At 68.0% G+C, this 18,467-nt stretch carries 16 protein-coding genes; 3 read left to right on the forward strand and 13 right to left on the reverse strand.

Annotation, left to right across the window (positions count from 1 at the left end):
- Positions 1 to 103: 103 nt before the first annotated feature.
- The 6 genes from smc to KF688_12115 all read right to left on the reverse strand — a co-directional run bounded on the left by smc (position 104) and on the right by KF688_12115 (position 7,626).
- Positions 104 to 3,766: a chromosome segregation protein SMC gene (smc, locus tag KF688_12090; protein MBX3426412.1), complete on the reverse strand. Its 3,663-nt coding sequence runs from the start codon at positions 3,764 to 3,766 to the stop codon at positions 104 to 106.
- 83 nt (positions 3,767 to 3,849) lie between these two features.
- A complete protein-coding gene (locus tag KF688_12095) occupies positions 3,850 to 5,550 on the reverse strand; it encodes a flagellar basal body P-ring protein FlgI (protein MBX3426413.1) in 1,701 nt (566 codons plus the stop codon).
- Positions 5,551 to 5,679: 129 nt separating this feature from the next.
- Entirely contained in the window at positions 5,680 to 5,877 is a 198-nt protein-coding gene (gene yidD, locus KF688_12100) for a membrane protein insertion efficiency factor YidD (protein ID MBX3426414.1), read from the reverse strand.
- Positions 5,878 to 5,915: 38 nt separating this feature from the next.
- Positions 5,916 to 6,281, reverse strand: a complete 366-nt coding sequence (gene rnpA, locus KF688_12105) for a ribonuclease P protein component (GenBank protein ID MBX3426415.1) — start codon at positions 6,279 to 6,281, stop codon at positions 5,916 to 5,918.
- A gap of 62 nt (positions 6,282 to 6,343) precedes the next feature.
- Positions 6,344 to 6,685 (reverse strand): hypothetical protein, encoded by a 342-nt coding sequence (locus KF688_12110; GenBank protein ID MBX3426416.1) that lies wholly within the window; start codon positions 6,683 to 6,685, stop codon positions 6,344 to 6,346.
- Complete coding sequence (locus tag KF688_12115; GenBank protein MBX3426417.1) at positions 6,679 to 7,626, reverse strand: J domain-containing protein; 948 nt, start codon at positions 7,624 to 7,626, stop codon at positions 6,679 to 6,681. The genes KF688_12110 and KF688_12115 overlap by 7 nt, the downstream gene beginning before the upstream one ends.
- A 352-nt stretch (positions 7,627 to 7,978) precedes the next feature.
- Here KF688_12115 and KF688_12120 point away from each other — a divergent pair, with 352 nt between their 5' ends.
- Positions 7,979 to 9,370 carry an MBL fold metallo-hydrolase gene (locus tag KF688_12120; GenBank protein ID MBX3426418.1) on the forward strand — a complete coding sequence of 464 codons (1,392 nt, stop codon included), beginning with the start codon at positions 7,979 to 7,981 and terminating at the stop codon, positions 9,368 to 9,370.
- A 107-nt stretch (positions 9,371 to 9,477) separates the two neighbouring features.
- The gene (locus KF688_12125; protein ID MBX3426419.1) at positions 9,478 to 10,410 is read left to right on the forward strand and encodes a TIGR00730 family Rossman fold protein; all 933 of its coding nucleotides are present in this window, start codon (positions 9,478 to 9,480) and stop codon (positions 10,408 to 10,410) included.
- A gap of 22 nt (positions 10,411 to 10,432) precedes the next feature.
- Here the strand turns inward: KF688_12125 and KF688_12130 are convergent, their stop codons facing one another.
- The 4 genes from KF688_12130 to panB all read right to left on the reverse strand — a co-directional run bounded on the left by KF688_12130 (position 10,433) and on the right by panB (position 13,611).
- Positions 10,433 to 11,134 (reverse strand): TIGR00266 family protein, encoded by a 702-nt coding sequence (locus KF688_12130; protein MBX3426420.1) that lies wholly within the window; start codon positions 11,132 to 11,134, stop codon positions 10,433 to 10,435.
- 116 nt (positions 11,135 to 11,250) lie between these two features.
- A complete protein-coding gene (locus KF688_12135; protein ID MBX3426421.1) occupies positions 11,251 to 11,934 on the reverse strand; it encodes a TIGR00266 family protein in 684 nt (227 codons plus the stop codon).
- A 95-nt stretch (positions 11,935 to 12,029) separates the two neighbouring features.
- On the reverse strand, positions 12,030 to 12,686 hold the full coding sequence (locus KF688_12140) for a TIGR00266 family protein (protein ID MBX3426422.1): 657 nt from the start codon (positions 12,684 to 12,686) through the stop codon (positions 12,030 to 12,032).
- 148 nt (positions 12,687 to 12,834) lie between these two features.
- Entirely contained in the window at positions 12,835 to 13,611 is a 777-nt protein-coding gene (gene panB, locus KF688_12145) for a 3-methyl-2-oxobutanoate hydroxymethyltransferase (protein ID MBX3426423.1), read from the reverse strand.
- A gap of 185 nt (positions 13,612 to 13,796) precedes the next feature.
- On the opposite strand from panB, the gene KF688_12150 reads away from it, so the two are divergent.
- Positions 13,797 to 14,213 (forward strand): RidA family protein, encoded by a 417-nt coding sequence (locus tag KF688_12150; GenBank protein MBX3426424.1) that lies wholly within the window; start codon positions 13,797 to 13,799, stop codon positions 14,211 to 14,213.
- A gap of 50 nt (positions 14,214 to 14,263) precedes the next feature.
- On the opposite strand, the gene KF688_12155 is transcribed toward KF688_12150, so the two are convergent.
- The 3 genes from KF688_12155 to KF688_12165 form a co-directional block, all read right to left on the reverse strand.
- Complete coding sequence (locus KF688_12155) at positions 14,264 to 16,237, reverse strand: heparinase II/III family protein (protein MBX3426425.1); 1,974 nt, start codon at positions 16,235 to 16,237, stop codon at positions 14,264 to 14,266.
- A 64-nt stretch (positions 16,238 to 16,301) separates the two neighbouring features.
- Positions 16,302 to 17,084 (reverse strand): class I SAM-dependent methyltransferase, encoded by a 783-nt coding sequence (locus KF688_12160; protein ID MBX3426426.1) that lies wholly within the window; start codon positions 17,082 to 17,084, stop codon positions 16,302 to 16,304.
- 133 nt (positions 17,085 to 17,217) lie between these two features.
- Positions 17,218 to 18,198, reverse strand: coding sequence for a hypothetical protein (locus KF688_12165; GenBank protein ID MBX3426427.1), 981 nt, complete (start codon positions 18,196 to 18,198; stop codon positions 17,218 to 17,220).
- Between the last annotated feature and the right edge of the window lie 269 nt (positions 18,199 to 18,467).

Below are 18,467 nucleotides of genomic sequence, written 5' to 3' on the forward strand. Positions count from 1 at the left end.
TCATCGCGTTTTTCGGCCAGGCGGGGAATGGGAACTCTCCCGAGCGCCAAGCCGAGTGCTAGCTGCGCCGTGGCGCCGCTTGGTCTGGCGCGACCGCACCGACTCACGCGGCCTTTGCCTGCGGCGCGTCCGGCGACTCGGGAGCCTCCTCGGAGCGCGTCAGGGCCGCGGCGCGGATACGGCCCCCTTCGCCGACGTCCTCGAAGCGGACCGACACCCGCTTCGACACCCCCGATTCCTGCATCGTGACGCCGTACAGCGTGTCGGCGCACATCATCGTGCGCTTGGAGTGGGTGACCACGATGAACTGGGTCGACTGCATGAATTCCTTGATGACGCTTACGTAGCGGTCGATGTTCGCCTCGTCGAGCGCGGCGTCGACCTCGTCAAGCACGCAGAACGGGCTGGGGCGACTCTTGAAGATCGCCAACAGCAGGGCGACGCAGGTGAGCGTCCGTTCGCCGCCGGAGAGCAGCGAGATGCTGCGCGGCTGCTTGCCGGGGGGGCGGGCGACGATTGACACGCCGCATTCGAGGACGTCGCCCCCGGCGTCGTCCTCGAGCACGATCGTCCCCTCGCCGCCGCCGAACAACTTGGCGAAGATCGCCTGGAAGTGCTCGCGGATTTCGTCGACCGTGTCGGTGAACAGCTTGCGGCTTTCGACGTTGATCTGGGAAACGATCTTCACGAGCCGTTCGCGGGCTGCAGCCAGATCGTCGTATTGCTCGGCCAGCGCCTTGTAGCGCGATTCGAGCTGCGTCAACTCGTCGACCGCTTCCAGATTGACCGGCCCCGCGGCCTGCACGCGGTCGCGCAGTTCGGCGATTTCTTGGTCCAGTTCCGTTCGGGGAACGGCGATCAACTCGTCGTCAATCGGCCCGCGCGCCGCAACGGCCAGGTCGATCTTGTAGTCCTCGCGCATCCGGTCGGCGAGCGTGGTCCGCTTATGTTCCCACTGTTGCAAATCGAGCTGTTGTTGCTGCTGCCGACGCTGCTGACCCAGGAGCTGCTTGCGCAGGGCGTCGACTCGCACGACCGCCTCGCCTCGTTCGGCCAGCCGCTGCTGACGCCGGGCGTCGAGCGCCGATTTCTCGGCGGCCAGCGCGTCCTTGCGGCGAAACAGCTCGGCCGCTTCGGCGGCGTGATCGAGACTTGCGAGCCGTTGGGCGTCGCGTTGGGTCCGACATGCCGCGATCTGCGCGGCGATCTCGGTCACGGCGCGGTCCTTTTCCTGCCGTTCGCGGGTGAGCTGCTCGACTTGGCGGCGCAAGCCGTCGCGACGCTGCTCGCTGCGGGCCAGCGCCACGCGGTCCTCGGTGAGCGAGGTTTGCAGCGCCTCGTGCGTCGCGGCGAGCGACTGCTCCTTCGTCGTCGCGATCGCGAGCGACTCCTCCTCAGTCGCGATCAACGTCTGCAGTTCCTCCTGCCGAAGGCTGCACTGCTCGAACTCAGATCGCTCCTCGGCCAAGCGCTGATCGGCGTCGCCGCGTTGGGCCGCAATCGCCGCGAGCCGCGCCTCGGCCTGCACGAGCTGCTCGCCGGCGGCTGCGGCTCGAACTTTGGCGTCGCTGTGGGCGTGGGCCGCCTCGGTGCGGCGCTTGGCGAACGTGCGCTCGTCGCGCTGGGCCTCGGCGATCCGGCGTTCCAGTTGCTCGCATTCCTGGCGGCACGCCTCGACCTCGATCGCCAACGCGTCGACATGTTCGCGCAGGGCGCGCAGTTCGCTCCGCCGCGACAGGAGCCCCGAGGTCGTCTGGCGGGGGCCGACGACCATCGCCCCGTCGGCGGAGAGCATCTCTCCCCCGACTGTGACGAAGTTCAGCCCGCGACCGACCGATGCGGAGAGGCCGAGGGCCGTCTCCAGCGACTCGACCAACCAGAACCGCCCTAACAGCCGGCGCGGCAGCACGGCCAGATCGCCGGTCGCCTCGACGTACTGATCGGCCCGACCGATGACGCCGGGCTCGGCCGAGAGATCGATCCGATCGACCGCGCTGGCCGGTTGGGGGACGTCGAGTCTCAGGAACGTGGTGCGGCTCGCCCAGCCGGTTCGCTCCTCGGCCAGCGCCGCGGCCAGATCGGACGTGCGCGAGACGACCAAATAATCGGCCCGTTCGCCGAGGGCGATTTCCACGAGCGGGGCGATGTCGGCGTCGACCCGCAGCAAGTCGGCCACGATTCCGCGAACGCCGCCGAACGGCCCGCGAGGTTCCTCGCGGGCTCGACGCAGCACTTCCTTGGCGCCGGCGTTGAGCCCGTCGAGCCGGCGTTCGAGTTCCTCGAGCACGACGATCCGCTCACGGGCGCCGGAAAGCCGCCCCTGCATCTCGACGAGTTGCTTCTGGCGGCCTGCAAGCGTCGTGCGGTCGGCGTCCAGGCGGGTTTGGGCGTTCTCGGCCAGGGCGGTCGCCTCGGCCAGCGCGGCCGTCGCCGCGGCGAGCAGGGCGTCGACCGCCGCCGCTTCGTTGCGATGGCGTGCGACGGCTTGCTCCAGCGGGGCCGCTTCCTCGGCGTGCCGCGCCGCCGTCGCCTCCGCCGCGGCGATCTTGGCGCCCAACAGCTCGCGCCGGTTTGCCGTGGCGTCGGCCTCGCGCCGGGCCTCGTCCAGCGCGGTGCGCGAGCGGATTGCGCGGTCGCGCACCGTCGCCAACTCCTGTTGCAAGACGTCGAACTGCAAGGTCGCGGCGGCGACCCGCTGGGCGAGGTCGGCGAATTCGCGCTCGGCCTCGGCCAACTCGCCGACAGATTGCTCGGAGAGGTTTCGCGAGTCGCCCCGCCGCGTCGACAACGCGACGAGTTGGGCCCCCAGCCGGCGGGACTCGGCGGTCAGTTCTTCGTCACGGGCCAGCGCACTGGCCCCGGCGGCCTGGATCGTCGCGAGTCGCTCGCGCACCGCGGCTCCCTCGTCGGCGATGCGCTGCGAGTCGGCTTGCAGCGATTCCGCCGCGGCGTCGCGCTCGGCAAGGTCCGTTTCGGCGCGGGCGACCTGCGCCTCGATCTCCGTCGATTGAGCCGTTTCTCGCGCGGCCGCGGCGGAGAGCGCCTCGATCCGCTGAGTCAGTTGCGACCAGTCGAGCCGGCCGACGTGCGTGCGGAGCCGTTCGAGCCGTTCGGCCGACTCGGCGTACTTGCGCGCTCGCCCGGCTTGGGCGCGAACGCTCTTGAGCCGCGACTCGAGCTCCTCGACGATGTCGGCCAAGCGCTGCAGGTTCTGCTGGACTCGTTCGAGCCGCCGATCGGCCTCCTCGCGTTTGAGGCGAAAGCGGCTGATGCCGGCCGCCTCCTCGAACACCAGCCGTCGCTCCTTGGGAGACGACTGGAGCATGGCGTCGACTTTGCCTTGCTCGATGATGTTGTACGACCCGGCGCCAGCGCCGACGCCGGCCAGCAACTCGCGTACGTCCCGCAACCGGCACGGTTGGCGGTTGATCAGGTATTCGCTCTCGCCGCTTCGCAGCACGCGCCGTGTGATTTGCACCTGCTCGGCGTCGTAATCGAGCAGCCCGGCCGAGTTGTCGAACACCAGCGAGGCCTCGGCGGCGTTCGCCGGGCGGCGATTCGACGCCCCGCCGAAGATGACGTCGGTCATTTCCTTGCCGCGCAGGCTCTTGGCGCTTTGGGAACCCAGGACCCAGCGGATCGCGTCGACAACGTTGCTCTTGCCCGAGCCGTTCGGGCCGACGACCACAGTGATGCCGCGCGGAAACTCCAGCCGCGTGCGGTCCGCAAAGCTCTTGAAGCCGTTGAGTTCGAGGGCTTGGAGCATTTGCCAGCGGGGCGAGAGTGGTCGGGGTGCGGAGGTCGGAGAATCGGCCCCTGTGCGAGCGTCGCGATAGCCGGGCGCTCCGGCTATCGCGCCGCGACGCGGTCGGCGTCCTCGTCGCCGGGTCGTTTCTCTTCCGCATCGCGGCCGGCCTCGGGGAGGGCGTTCACCGCAAGCCGGCTCGTCAGCGAACCGCTCGTCTTGGCCTGCTGCAGCATTTGGACGACGTCGGGATACTCGCCGCCCAGTTCGACGATCGCCCGGATCACGTCGTCCAGGTCGGTCGACACGGTGCGCTGTTCGGTCGGTTGATTGGGGACGAACCGGCTGATCGTCAGTTGCCCCCCGCTGAGGCCGTTGAGCATGATCCACTTCCCGGCGTCGGCCACCATCGGCAGCTTGAGCTTCTGGTCGCGCCCGAACAGCACGATTTCGGCGCGGTGGCTGCTGGTGACGTGAACCATCGTCGGCCCCGGCACGTCGACGACATGGTAATTGAACTTGCCGGCGAGGTTCTCCCCGCGGATCGTCGGATGATTGGGCGACATTTTCCACAAGCTGCGGAACGCCCCGTACCGGGTTTCGGCGCTCTTCAGTTCAAGCATCTCGACGAGCGCCTCGCTGGCCGCGGCGTCCTGCATCGTGCTCAGGGCGCCGAGCGCATGGACGCGATACGCGGGTTCGTCGCGGGCGGCGGCGGCCAGCGGCGCGACCGCTTCGGTCACGTCGAGGTAGGCCAGCGCCTCGGCGGCGTGGAACCGCACCTCGGCGTCGTCCGAGGCGACTCCCGCCTTGAGAGCCGCGATCGCTTCGTCGTTGCCGATCGCCTCGAGCCGCAGCGCCGCATTGGCGGTCGTCACCGGATCGAGCAACTGATTGCGCAGCAAGTCGAGCCGCGCCAGGCGCTGACTGGGCGATTCGCGAATCGCGATGCTGCGGACGACGCGCATGTAGCGGCCGACGTTGTCTTTGTAGCGGGGGTGAACGTCGATTTCGATGAACTTGTCGTCTTTGGGGGTCGCGACGCCGCGACGCTGGCCGTCGAGATAGGCGTAGAACCGCTCGTTGACCGCCTTGCCGACCATGGCGCTCATCCGGACCGTCTGGTTCGAATGGTCGAGAAACAGCCCCAGATTGCGCGACTTCGTGGCGACGCCGCCTCCCAAGATGCGTCCCTTGGTTAGGTACGCCGTCGAGCCGTCGACGTCGGCCGAGGGATCGACGAGGATCGGTCCCGCGGCGACCCCCGTGACATGCCCCTTGCGGATCTGGTCTCCCAGCACGGCCGTTTCGGCGAGTTCGGTTTCCAGCAGCGTCCCGCTGCGGAGGCTCGACGTTTCGCTCCGCGTGGGGATGCGGACCTCGACGTCGAAGCGATCTCCCTTCTGAATCCCGGGGCGCAACACGCCGCGCACGAGCACGATCGCGGTGTTGGGCGACGCGAGGACTTCGTTCGGGTTGGCGATCTCGCGGCGATTGAGTTCGGCGAGCACCGTGCCGCGTTGCGGCGAGGGGGCCGGGTCTTCGCCCGTTCCCTGCAACCCGGTCACCAGCCCCAGCGATTCCACCTTCGCGTACCCCAGTCCGTAGGGATGAGCGACGCTGCTGACGAGCTTGACGCCTCCGTCGTCGCCGTCGTCGTCAGCGAGGGACTTCTCGGGACTTTGGTGGCGAAACAGCGGACCCATGCAACCGATCGCCGCGGGGATCGTCGCCGACAGGGCAATCAGCCCGTAGCGCACGAGCGAATTGAAGGCGAGACGACGAGGATTTGGTCGAGCGTTCATGCGTCGATGCTCCCAAGGACTGCGCCTCATGGGCGCAGCGGGTCCGCGAGTTGCTGGCAAGCGGCCGGGAGAGTAGGAGGCCCGGCGCCGGCGGTCAAGGGAACCGCCCCGGCGTGCTAGCGACCGCGGCTACGGGGGGTCGTACCCGCTTCCGCCCCAGGGGTGGCACCGCGCAATCCGTCTCGCCCCGCGCCACGCCCCCCGCAGGGCGCCGTACTTGCGCACCGCCAGGACGAAGTACTCGCTGCAGGTCGGCTGATACCGGCACCGCGGACCCAGCAGCGGGCTGAGCCCTCGTTGATAGCACCGTGCCGCACAGATCAGCATTGCGGAGGCCGCCCGATCGGCGATCGCCAGGACGCGGTTCACGGCGATGTCCCCCGCGGAGGGTTGCCCAGCGATCGTGCCGCATCGCGGGCAAGCCGCACCAGCGACTGCAGCACGATCGCCGTCGCCGGGCGGGCCTGCGGTCGCGGCAGCACGACCAAGTCGACCGCGGGGAGTTCGGCTTGGCTTTGTCGGAACGCTTCGCGCAGGACCCGCTTCCAACGATTGCGGACGACGGCGTTGCCCGCCTTGCGCGACACGACCAGCCCCAGTCGCGGGACTTCGGCGTCGTTCTCGCAGGCATAGACGACCAGCACGCCGTCCCCGCGCGACCGTCGCCGCTGGAACACCCGATCGAACTCAGCCGTGCGCAACAGCCGCGCGGATTTGGGAAAATCGTTCATCGGCCGGGCGAACATGGGAAGCAATTTGAACGGAGAGGGTGACGCGGCGCAGGGCGCCGTACTCAGTCGACGCGGGTCTCGCCGGGCTCGTGCCGATGCTCGTCGATCGTGTCGTCCAGGGGATCGCTCGGGTCGTCCCCCGCCGGCGACCCCGCGCTGCGGAAGCGTTCGACGCTCGACCGCAACAGGGACTCCCGATCAGGCGGGATGCTCGGCCCGCGACGATGCGAACCAATTCGGCGCACCCAGTGCCCCCCCAACAGCGTTGCGACCACCAGCAGCAGCCCGACCAATGCGATCCCCAGCAGGGCCATCAGCACGACGGTCCGCAGCGGTTCAGGGAGTTTCTCTGCGGTCGCGGCGACGAGCACGGCGGGGACGAGCGGGACGGTCACGATCACCATCGCAATTCCGTGCGAGGACTGTCGGCGTAACTCGCGGCGATTGCCGCCAGATGCTTGCGATCGGCTTCGCTGAGGTTCTTGGGCAGCATGACCGCGAGTTCTGCGAACAGGTCGCCGGGGGCGCCGTCGCGGGGCTTGATCCCCTGCCCTTTCACTCGCAGCTTCTGTCCGCTCGAGGCTCCCGGCGGGACTGTGAGCGTAATTGTGCCGTGGGGCGTCGGAACGTCGATCTTGGCGCCGAGCGCCGCCTCGGCGAGCGTGATCGGGACGCGCACGTCGAGCCGTTTCCCCTGCCGACGGAAGTGCGGATGGGGCGCCACATGCACGGTGACCAGGATGTCGCCCGCGGGTCCGCCGCCGACCCCCGGTTCTCCCTGGCCGCGGAGGCGAATCTTCTGTCCGTCGTCGATCCCGGCGGGGATCCGCGCGGCGATCTGCTCGGTCCGGCCATCGCCGCGACGGACGTCCAGCCGTGCTTCGCCCCCCAGCACGGCCGTGGCGAAGGGGACGGTCAGCTCGTGTTCCATGTCGCTGCCGCGGGCCTGCGTCGTGGTGCGCCGGCCGGCGCGGCGTCCGCCGCCGAATTGCTTGAAGAGATCGGCGAACCCGCCAGCCCCGCCGCCTCCGCCGAACAGGTCCTCGAGATTGACCTCGAATCCGCCCGCCGGCCCCCCGCTCCGTGCGCCGGCGCCTGGCCAGCCCTGCGGGCCGCCCGCGCCCATGCGTTCGAAATCGGCCCCGTAGCGATCGTACATCTCCCGCTTCTTGGGGTCGTTGAGGACGTCGAACGCGGCCTGCACTTCCTGGAACTTGGACTTCGCCTGCGGATCGTCGGGGTTCAGGTCGGGATGATACTTCCGGGCCAACTGCCGGTACGCCTTGCGGATGTCGTCGGCCGATGCGCCGCGTTGGACTCCCAATGTCGCGTAGTGATCGGCCATAAACGACGAAACAAGTCGGTGCAACGGACAGTCAATTCAATCTTCGGCAATACGCGAGGCCGACAGGCCAACCGGCGCGCGAGGTGCAAGCCCGCCGTTCACGCGCCGGCGCCTCGTCGGCGTCACAGCCCCTATCGGCGGCCGCTGAACAGGGGGCTGACGTTCCCTTACCCCCGCTTGCCGGAGGAAGGGGCGCCGAGGTCCATTTTATCGTCCCCTGGGGCGAAAGGTACCCGCCAGGACGGAGTCCCGCGCAGCAGCGGTGTTTGGCGACCGTCGTCAAGCCGCTATGCTGGTTGCACGACCCGCACCGCCGACTCTGCCGCTCCTCGCCGCCGGAATCTCAATGCCCATGGTTCGCCTCACCTTCCACGGCGCCGCTCGCACGGTGACCGGGTCGAAGTTCCTTCTCGAAGCCGACGACGCCCGGGTGTTGGTCGACTGCGGCATGTTCCAGGGGCTCAAGCCCCTGCGGCTGTTGAACTGGGAGCCGACCCCCTTCGACCCGAGGTCGCTCGACGCGATCGTCCTGACGCACGCTCATCTCGACCATGTCGGCTTCCTGCCGCGGGTCGTCAAGCAGGGCTATCACGGCCACGTCATTTGCACGCCGGCGACTGCGCTGTTGGCCGAGATCATTCTGCTCGATTCGGCGAAGTGCCAAGAGTACGACGCCGAGTACGCCAACCGCAAAGGCTTCTCGAAGCACGAGCCCGCGCTTCCCCTGTACGACGGCCGGGACGTGCAGATTGCGATGAAGCAATTCCGCGCCGTCGCGCGGGACAGGTGGTTTCAGGCCGCGGGGCCGATCTGGATGCGCTTTCACGACGCGGGCCACCTGCTGGGCTCGGCCATGATCGAGGCGGAAATCCGCGACCGCGAGACGCCGCTGCGGATCGTCTTTTCCGGCGACGTCGGGCGGTACGACGGCCCGCTGTATCACGACCCCGTTCCGCCGCCGCCGTGCGACTACCTGATCTGCGAAAGCACCTACGGCGATCGCAATCATCCCGAGGGCGATATCCTCAGCGCGCTCGAGGCGGTGGTCCACCGCGCCGTCAAACGCGGCGGGGTGATGCTGATGGCGGCGTTTGCCGTGGGGCGGTCCCAGCAACTCTGCTATCTGCTGCAGGTCCTCAAGAGCGAGAATCGAATTCCCGATTTGCCGATCTACATTGACAGCCCCATGGCGAGCGAAGCGACCGGCGTCTACCGCCAGTTCCGCGAGGACCACGACCTCAGCGAAGGCGAACTCGACCCGCAGCACCCCGCGCTCGGCGGCCCCGGCGTCAAGCTGATCCGCAAGACGGAGGAGTCGAAGGCGCTCAACCAGGTTCGCGGGCCGGCGGTCATCATCTCCTCCAGCGGCATGATGACGGGCGGGCGGATCGTTCACCACCTGCAGCAGCGGATGCCGGACTCCAAGAATACGATCGTCCTGGGGGGCTACATGGCCGAGGGGACGCGCGGCCGGCTTGTCCAGGACGGGGTCGAGACGATCCGCATGTTCGGTCGCGACGTGCCGTTGCGGGCCGCGGTCGAGACCGTCTCAGGGCTCAGCGGCCACGCCGACCGCGCGGGGTTGCTGCGGTGGACTTCGCACCTCAAGGGGACTCCGCCCCGCCGCACCTTCCTCACGCATGGCGAGGCCCGCAGCATGGACGCCTTCGCCGAGACCCTTCGCGCCGAGCATGGCTGGACCGTCGACTGTCCCACGATGGGGACGACGGCGGAGCTTGAGTAGCGCGGGGCGCCGCCCCGGCGGAATCATGGAATCGTGCGACGTCTCGCGCCCGTGGCGAGAGCGATCGCTGGCAGCGACGAACAGACGACGAACAGGACAGGCGAACGATGTCACAGAAACCGACCGGCAAACCGCGACCCGCTGCCGCCGGCAGCCCGGCCGAGGGGGACGGCGCCCCGCTCGGCGAAAGCACGCTCGATCTTGCGCGCCGCGTCGAACAGAACCGCGAGGCGATTCTGGCGTCGCCGACCTACCGGCTCGCGGAGATCGACATCGATTTTCTCGGCCGCAGCGAGCAGCGGCCCGTGCGGATGCAACTCGAATTGCTCAAGACCGAGACGTTGCTCCGCGAGAACAAGATCAGCACGACGATCGTCGTGTTCGGCGGGACGCAGATCGTGCCTCGCGAAGAAGCCGAGGCCCGGCTCGCTCGGGCGCGACTCCACCTGAAGGACGCCCCCGACGACGTTCGGCGCCGGCGCGAAGTCGCCCGCGCCGAAAGCGTGCTGGAGAAGTCGCACTATTATGACGAAGCCCGCGAGTTCGCCCGAATCGTCTCGTCCGTCTGCCAGACGAACGGCAAGTGCGACTTCGTCGTGACCACCGGCGGCGGCCCGGGGGTGATGGAAGCCGCCAATCGCGGCGCGTTCGACGTCGGCGCCAAGAGCGTAGGGTTCAACATCGAGCTGCCCCACGAGCAGGAGCCCAATCCGTACATTACGCCCGAACTGTGTTTCCAGTTCCACTACTTCGCCATGCGGAAGTTTCACTTCCTGCTGCGGGCGGCGGCGCTGGTGGTCTTCCCCGGCGGGTTCGGCACGTTCGACGAGCTGTTCGACACGCTCACGCTTCGCCAGACGGGCCGGATGCAAGAGATTCCGATCATTCTGTACGGCCACGATTACTGGAATCGCATGATCAACTTCCAGGCCCTGGCCGACGAGGGAGTGATCGCCGACGAGCATCTCGATCTGCTCCACTACGCCGACACCCCGCAGGAAGCGTGGGAAATCATCGCTGAATTCCACGGGGTGAAGTAAGCTTGCGGAACGGCGGCGTGCGTCAGTTGTTCTTTTTCGAAGGCCGGAAGCCGTTGATGTACGACAGGAACGAATGAATGTGCCGCGTCTGCAGCCAGACGCGTCCTTGGCCGGAGAATCGGCAGACGAATCCTTCGCCGCCGAAGAACAGCGTCTTGAGCTTTCCGCCGGACCGCAGGCCCGGCAGGACCTGAATGTTGTACTGCAGCGTCTCCTCGAACGCGACGATGTAGCCGGTGTCGACGATGTAATCCCCCTTCACGTCGACCTCGAGGATCGCCCCGTAGGAGTTGAACACCAGATCGCCGGTCCCCGAGGCCCGCAGCAGCACGAGCCCCTCGCCGCTGAAGAAGCCCTTGGCGCCCTGCCACTTGCCGGTCACCTCGACCCCTTCGCTGTGGAGCATGAACGCCCCGCGCTGCAGCATTAGGGCGTTGTTGTCGAGCCGATAGTGGACCGCGTCCCCCATTTGCCCTGCCGCGAACAGGACCTCGCCCGGCACGGGGCCGGCGGTGAACGTGTTGATGATCAGATTCTCGCCGCCCAGCGCCCGCCCCAGCGCCTTCTTGAGCCCCCCCTTGAGCCCCGCCTTGAGCGTGATTCCCGGCTCCATGGCCGCCATGGCCGACGGCTCGGCGTACACGGTCTGCCCCGGCTCCAGGCGAACCGCCGCCATCGCAAAGTCGGGTCGTTGCGAGAGTTCGATATCGAGGGCGGAGGTCATGGCTTGGTGCTGCGATACTGTCGGGAGGGACAGGAGGACAGGAGTTGCACGATGGACAGAATCAAGTCGCTCGTCTCGACGACGCAACGAGGGCGTCAATCGACTCCATGCCTCATCTAGCGAGGCTTCAACTTCGGCCCGAGCAACTTGCCGAAGCTGGGCGGGTTGTGCGTTTGGCAATACAGGCAGCCTTCGCCGGTGAAGCGGCAGACGAATCCTTCGCCCCCCAGGAAGCTGCCGATCAAGCTCTTGCTCGCTTTGGCGATCGTGAAACTCAGCGTGTCCTCGAACGCCACGATGTGGCCCGTGTCGACGACGTACTCCCCGTCGACCGCGACCGCGTCGATGGCGCCGAAACTGCTTAGAAACAGGCTCCCGGCGCCGGAGCACTTCACCCAAAACATCGACTCGCCGCTGAAGAGCGCCTTGCCGAGCCCCTGCCAGGAGGCGTCGATTTCGATTCCCGGATCGGAGGCGAGCCAACTCGAGCCCTGGACCATCATCGTTCCGCCCGTCAGCCGGTGATGAACGACGTCTCCCAGCATGCCCGGACCGATGATCAGCGTCTGCTGCGGCGCGGTCGCGGTGAAATGGTTGAGGAAGAGGTTCTCGCCGGCGAGCATCCGCTTGAGCCCCTTCATGATCCCGCCGCCCCCGCCCTTTTTGCGGGTCGTGGTTTCGACCTCGAACCCGGCGGTCATCGCGATCATCGCCCCGACTTCGCAGGTGACCGACTCCCCCGCGTCCAGCGTCAGCTGAGCGACCGATGCGGCGGGTCTGGCGAGAATCTCGTGCTTCATGATCCGCGAGTCTCTTGATGACGGATTCGACGAGGCAACCGCCAAGGAGCGAAGGGCGATCGGTTCGACGGCTTCCTGGATTGAACGCGAGGGGGCTACCACAAATGCGAGTTCGTCCAGGCCGCCAGGGCGCTGAAGTTACGGCTTTGCATGTAAATGCGTCCCGGGCCGCGGACGCGGGTGACGATCCCCTCGCCGCTGAAAAAGCTGGTGAGCAGACCGCCGGCCATGCCGACGCGGATCTGGATCGTCGGCTCGTATGCGACCAGATGACCCGAATCGACGATATACTCCTCGTCGACCTCGCGCGAGAAGATGCCGCCGTAGGCCCCGAACCACACCCGCCCCTGGCCGCTCACCTTGAGTCGGAACAGTCCCTCGCCGACGATGAAGCTGCGCCACCCGGCCCAGCCGAGCTCGAGCTTCACGTCGGGGTCGCTGGCCAGATAGGCGCCGGGCTGCAGGTACAGCGTCGTCCCGGCAAGGGCGAGGCACTCGATGTCGCCGGGAACCGCCTGCGTGAGGACGAGCTCCCCGGGACCGTTGGCGGTGAATTCGTTCACGAACAGCGACTCGCTGCCGAAGATCCGTTTTAGAACGGCCCGCAGCGGCCCGCCGCTCCAGCGGGTCGTCATGGCGACCGACCCGCTCATCATCGCCATGGCGCCCGCCTCGGCGACGATGCGGTCGCCGACGTCCAACTGCACAAGCACGTTGGCGAACGACGGACGATTGCGGATTTCGGTCTGCATCGACGAGGCGCCTCCCACGCTGCGACGATCACGGCTGGAAACCGACGAACCGCGACGGCATTTCACGGCCGGGCCAATATAAGCCGAACCGAACCGCGATGCCAATCTTCTTTGGCAAGCTTGCCGGGGTTTCTCCCCCGGGGGCGAGCTATTCGTACCCGTGTTCCGCGGCGGGGAACGCGCCGCTGCGGACTTCCTCGCAGTACCGCTGCACCGCGTCGATCGTCGCGGTCGAAAGGTCGGCGTACTGCTTGACGAACCGCGGAGAGGCTTCGCTCAACCCCAGCACGTCGTGCAACACCAGCACTTGGCCGTCGCAGTCGGGCCCCGCGCCGATGCCGATCGTGGGGATCTCGACCGCCTCGGTCGCCTTCATGGCGAGCGCCGCGGGGATGCACTCCAGCACCATGGCGAACGCTCCCGCTTCGGCCGCCGCCCGAGCGTCTTGCAGGATGCGACGTTCGTCCCGCTGGACCCGATACCCGCCGAGCTGATGCACGCTTTGCGGCCCCAGCCCGCAGTGGGCCATGACCGGGATCCCCGCCTTGACGAGCGCCGCGATTGTGTCGGCCTGCGACTCGCCCCCTTCGAGCTTGACCGCTTGGCAGCGGGACTCCTTCAGGATTCGCCCCGCCGCGTCGATCGCCTTGGCCGGACCCAGGTGGTAGGTGGGAAACGGCATGTCGACCACCACGAGCGCCCGATTCACCGCCCGGCCGACCAGCTCGGCGTGGTAGATCATCTCGTCGAGCGTCACAGGCAGCGTGTTCTCGCGCCCCTGGACGACCATCGCCAAGCTGTCTCCCACAAGCACCGCGTCGACCCCCGCCGCGTCGACGAGCCGACCGAACGCGTGATCGTAGGCCGTCGCCATCGCAATCTTCCGGCCCGAGTTCTTGAGCGCCGAGAACTTGGGGACGGTCATCCGCGCCGGCGGAGTCGGGGCGTCGGAGCGGGCGGAGTGAGGCTTCATCGTCATGGCTGCAGGCTAATCGAGCGAGACGGGGGCCGTCAACGTGCGGGGGGGCCGATGGCCGTTCGGCGGCGGGTCGCTAAAATGCGCACTTTCCCTCCGTCCTTCGCAGCCTGCTGTCTTTCGGGAGCCCCGCCATGTCCTCCGACGTCAAGATCACCACCTCCAACCGCGGCGATCGCCGCTGTGCGTCGAGCGGTTCCAAGTGGGAGCCGATCATGGGCTACAGCCGGGCCGTCCGAGCCGGACACGTGATCGCGGTGACCGGTTCGGTCGGGATCAACGCCGACGGGACCTACGCCCCGTCGGTCGGGGCGCAAACCGCCCGGGCCCTCGAAATCATCGAGGCGGCGATTCAAGCCCTCGGCGGCAAGCTCGAACAGGTCATCCGCACTCGCATGTACGTCACCGACGTCAGCCAGTGGGAAGAGGTCGCCCGCGAACACGGCCGCGTGTTCGGCGACATCCGCCCCGCGACGACGATCGTCGAAGTCGCCCGGTTGATCGACGATGCGGCCCTGATTGAGATCGAAGCCGACGCGATTGTGGAGTGACGGGCGTCGATCGCGTTGACGCGAGCGTACGACTCCGGCGAAGCAGCCGGCTACTGCAGCGGCCATTCGGCAAGGGGGATCACTGACGCCTGGTCGGCCGCCGAACTCGGGCAAGACCCAGGGGTCGCCGTGACGGCGATCGTCAACCGCCCGTTCGCTGGCGCCAAGACTTCGGCCACGATCATTCGGACCCCCTGATTGGGAGAATCCCACTCGTTGCGGGGCTGCGAGACGTCGATTGCGTCCCAGGTCGCCCCTGCGGGCATGAGAAGTCGCAACGAGAGGGTCTCGCCCTCCTGGCGCAGCTCGACGCGGTCGGCGCCCAACTCGTGCGGCTCGGCGCGGGTGATCATCCCCCACCGGACGCGGCTGCCGGGACGCAACCCCGAGAGCTCGTCCTGGACGACGACTTCCCGCGACGGCAGCAGCGCGACCCCGCGACGGGCCGAGGCGAGTTGGTCGCGATACACGCCGGTCAGATCGAGGATCGTGCCAGGGCGTCGCGGATCGGCCGAGAAGTTCGCCAGCGTCGCACGTCCGGCGGCGTGCTGCATTTGGTCGTCGACGACCAGCGTGCCGTGCCCGAAGTTGCTCAGCCGAAAGATCCTCCAGCGATCGGAATCCTGGGCGCTGCTCCATAGGTTCATGCCGCGCGACTCGATCGGGAAGTACTCTTCGCGCCCCAACTCGACCGCCCAGCGGACTCCGTCGGCCTCGAGCACGAACGCGCCTGCGTCCATATGCCCGTGACTGTCCGACGGCGAGCCCCCCTTGATCCCGACGAAGGTCGCCCGCGGGTCGGTCCAACTGCTGCGGTGGAGCGAGACGGGGACCTTCCCGCCGCTGTTCCAGTGGAGCGGCAGCGACGTCTCCTCGCCGCCTGGGTCGTCGACCCGCCACAGCAGCATCAAGGGCGCCAGTCGCAGCGGCGCCGCGCGGCCTAGTTGCGACTCGGCAAGCAGATCCTCCCACCGGCGTCGTTCCCCGCGCAGCCAGTCGCCTCGGTCGAAGCGCTGAGCAAACCACGCGAGGATCGGCTCGGGGAAGTGGCGATCGCCGCTGTCGGAATAGTTGTAGAACTCGCCCGTCGGGCCGCAGGCAAGCGCCAGGAAGCCTCCTGTCTCGGCGAAGCCGGGAGCGGCCGACAATGCGAAATCCGTCTTCAAGGCGCTTTCCAGCGCGTCAATCAACAGCGCGTTGAAGCTCGCCCCGTAGCCCCAGTAATGGGGCCCCTCGGGGTAACCGCCGTGGGGGGCGAATTGCTCCATCGCCGGCACGACGTTCCGAAGGGCGTTGTGCACGGTGCGGGCCGCCAGCTCGGGTTCGTCTTCGCAGACCGCCAGGGCGCCCGCCGTCATCCCCGCGTGGCACACTTGGCCCCAGTTATTCGCCAATCGGGTCCAGCCGTTGTGCCGCGAGTCCAACGCAAGCTTCACCCCTTTGTCGACGATCGCGGTGCGTAACTCGCGTCGCGACTCTTCGTCGAGGCGGTCGTAGAGCCAGTCGTACCCCACGGCCAACGCCAGAGTCATTTCGGCCGTATCGAGAAAGTGAGACGGGTTCCAGTCGCTGAATCGGGCCGCGGCGAGCATCTCGTCGCGGCACCGGTCGACGTACCGCTGCTCGCCGCTGAGATGGTATGCCGTCGCCAACGCCAGCACGCGGCCCAAGCACAACTGCGACTCGTGGAGCAAACGCTTCCCCCGCAAGCGATGCACGACCGGCTTTGCCGCCAGCACCTCGTCGGCGTACCGAATGACCGCGTCGGCGAGTCGGCGTCGCAACGGGTCGCTCTGCGACGATTCGCGCAATTGAGCCAGTTCGGCGCCGCTGGCGAACAAGCGGGGGTGCGTCGGCGGGCAGGCGTCCACCAACTGCCGCACGTCGGCGAGCGAGGCCTGCGGGGGGAACGTTTCGCGGTCGACGGTCGCCGACGTGCAGGGGGGCGCCACGAAGATCGCTCCCGCCAAGGGCCCCAGGATCAGGGCGGCAACGGCGGCGAAGCGGCGTAGGGAGCGATTCATGGCGGCGCCCTCGATCGGTGACACGAGACGCGTCGCAGTGTACCGCAACGACGGTCGCTCGTCCTCAGCCGGCGACCACGATCCACCCGTTCGTTCGCAGGGCGGGAAACAACCACGGGCGCGTCAGTTCATGCCGCCGGGCCGCGTCGAGCCGTAGACGGCGTTCGATGCGGAAGCCGGCGGCGGTCAGGTCGGCCGCCAGTTCACGCCAGCGAAACACGTGGAGGTACATGCTCGGCAAGCCGCGGTAGGGGAACCACTTGTCGCCGACCTCGACGGCGCCCGACCACGGGGCGGTGCAGACGTTTTTGACCAACCACCACGGTCCGTCGGGATCGCGGAGATTGAACCAGTAGTTGTGAACGTGCAGCACCAGCCGCCCCCCGGGACGCAGAATGCGGCGCATGTGCCTCAGAGCCTGTCGCCGGTTCGCCCGGCCGCGGATCATTCCCAGCGTGCTGAACAAGCACATCGCCCAATCGACCGAGGCGTCGCGCACGGCGTCGAGTTCGACGAGGTTGGCCAGCAGACAGTCGATCGGAAGCGACTCGGTCGCGGACTTCTCGCGGACGATCCGCAACATGTGGAGCGAAAGATCGATCGCCAGTCCACGGTGCCCGCCCCGCACCAGCGGCACGAGCGCTCGGCCGGTGCCGCAGCCCAGATCGGCGACGAGCCCCGGTCGATCGAACGCCTCGGCGAGCACCCGCTGGTCGGTTTCGAACAGCGTGTTGAACTCGAATTCGGCGTCGTAACCCTCGGCGATCTGCGGGGCGTGGACATAGTCCCAAGTCCCCCGCGGCACCCCGGCCGGCAGTTGCCACGAAGGTCGATCGGAAGAGGGCATGAGCGGGGCGAGTCGTTCCTGCAGCCGGCCGGCCTCACGGGCGGAGCGGCGCGCATCAATGCACGGAGATTCCTCATGAACTACGCGACCGACGAGCCGATTCACGCCCAGGCGTTGAGCCCTGGTCCCGGCGTCACGAGACCGCGACGTCGGCGTCAGCCTCAGCGTCGGTCGCTTCCTCGGCCGGGCTCGCATCGGCGTCGAGCTTGTCGTCGGCTTCGGCTTCTGCGGCCGCATTCTCGACCTCCGGGGCCGAGGTCTCGCCGGCCGAGGGACCGGTTTCCTCGACGATGGCCGAGCTCTTCGCCTTGTCGGGATCGAAATTGCGACGCTCCACCTTCTTCCCTGCGGCGAGCTGATGGGCCCGATCGGCGATCGCGATTGCGGCCTGCATCTCGTCGCGGCTGAAGTAGGGAGCCCGAACCAGATTGCGCTCGGTGCCCGTCAGCTTTGCGGCCAACTCGTCCCAACTGACGCCGCTGTTGAGATGCCAGACGGCGGCCTGGGCGGCCGCGGCGGGGAGTTCGCCGTCGGCGAAGCCGCGCACCACCTCGATGACCGCCGCTTGTTCGATGAAGTCTTCAATCGGACGGATCACGTACGGTTTGCTTGCCGCGGGATCGCGCAGTCCGTGATCGAGGCAGAGAAGCGGGACGTCGACCAGAACGGTCTTCTCCGGAGGGACGTTGAAGCCGCCGCGACCGCCGCCGCGACCGCCGCCGCCGAATCCGCCGCCGCGACCGCCGCCGCCGCCGCGACCGCCGCCGCGACCGCCACCGCCGCCGCCGCCGACGGCTTGGTTTCCTCCTCCTCCCATCCCGCCGCCCATGCCGCCGCCGCCGAACTGAGCAAGCTGCGCCGGCACGCCGATAAAGGCGTCGGGAATCTGCACGTTGACGGGCTTGTCCGTCGGATTCGACAGGATGATCCGACCGTTGGAAGCGCTGCGGGCGATGAACTTGGCATCAATCTGCCCTTGCTCCATCGCGTCAAACAGGTCGACCGACGGCGCGACGGCTTCGGCCGGGGATGCGGCGCGGGCGGTGAGCGCGGGGGCGAGGAGTTCGGCAGCGAGGTAACTCGCCGCCCAGGCGAGGGCCAAAGTGCGTTTCATGGGGGCGCCGCTTCTCGATATGGCGTTGTAGGGAACGGGACCGAACCTGGACCGCGGGCGTCGGTTCCGACGGGTCGCCCGGGAGATCGGCAGGCTTCAGCATAAACTGCCGAGTCGCGAAATCCAAGAAAAACGGCCCGGTCCCCTGGCGGCCCCGGTGCAATAATTGGGGAGACTGCGGCAAGACGCCGGTTGGCGACCGGCAGTCGCCGGGCGGCCCCCGCCCGGTCGCGGGACCCCCGCGTTTTCCCGGACCATTTGTCGTCCGC

This window comes from Pirellulales bacterium, assembly GCA_019636345.1.
In the GTDB taxonomy this organism is placed as follows: Bacteria; Planctomycetota; Planctomycetia; order Pirellulales; family Lacipirellulaceae.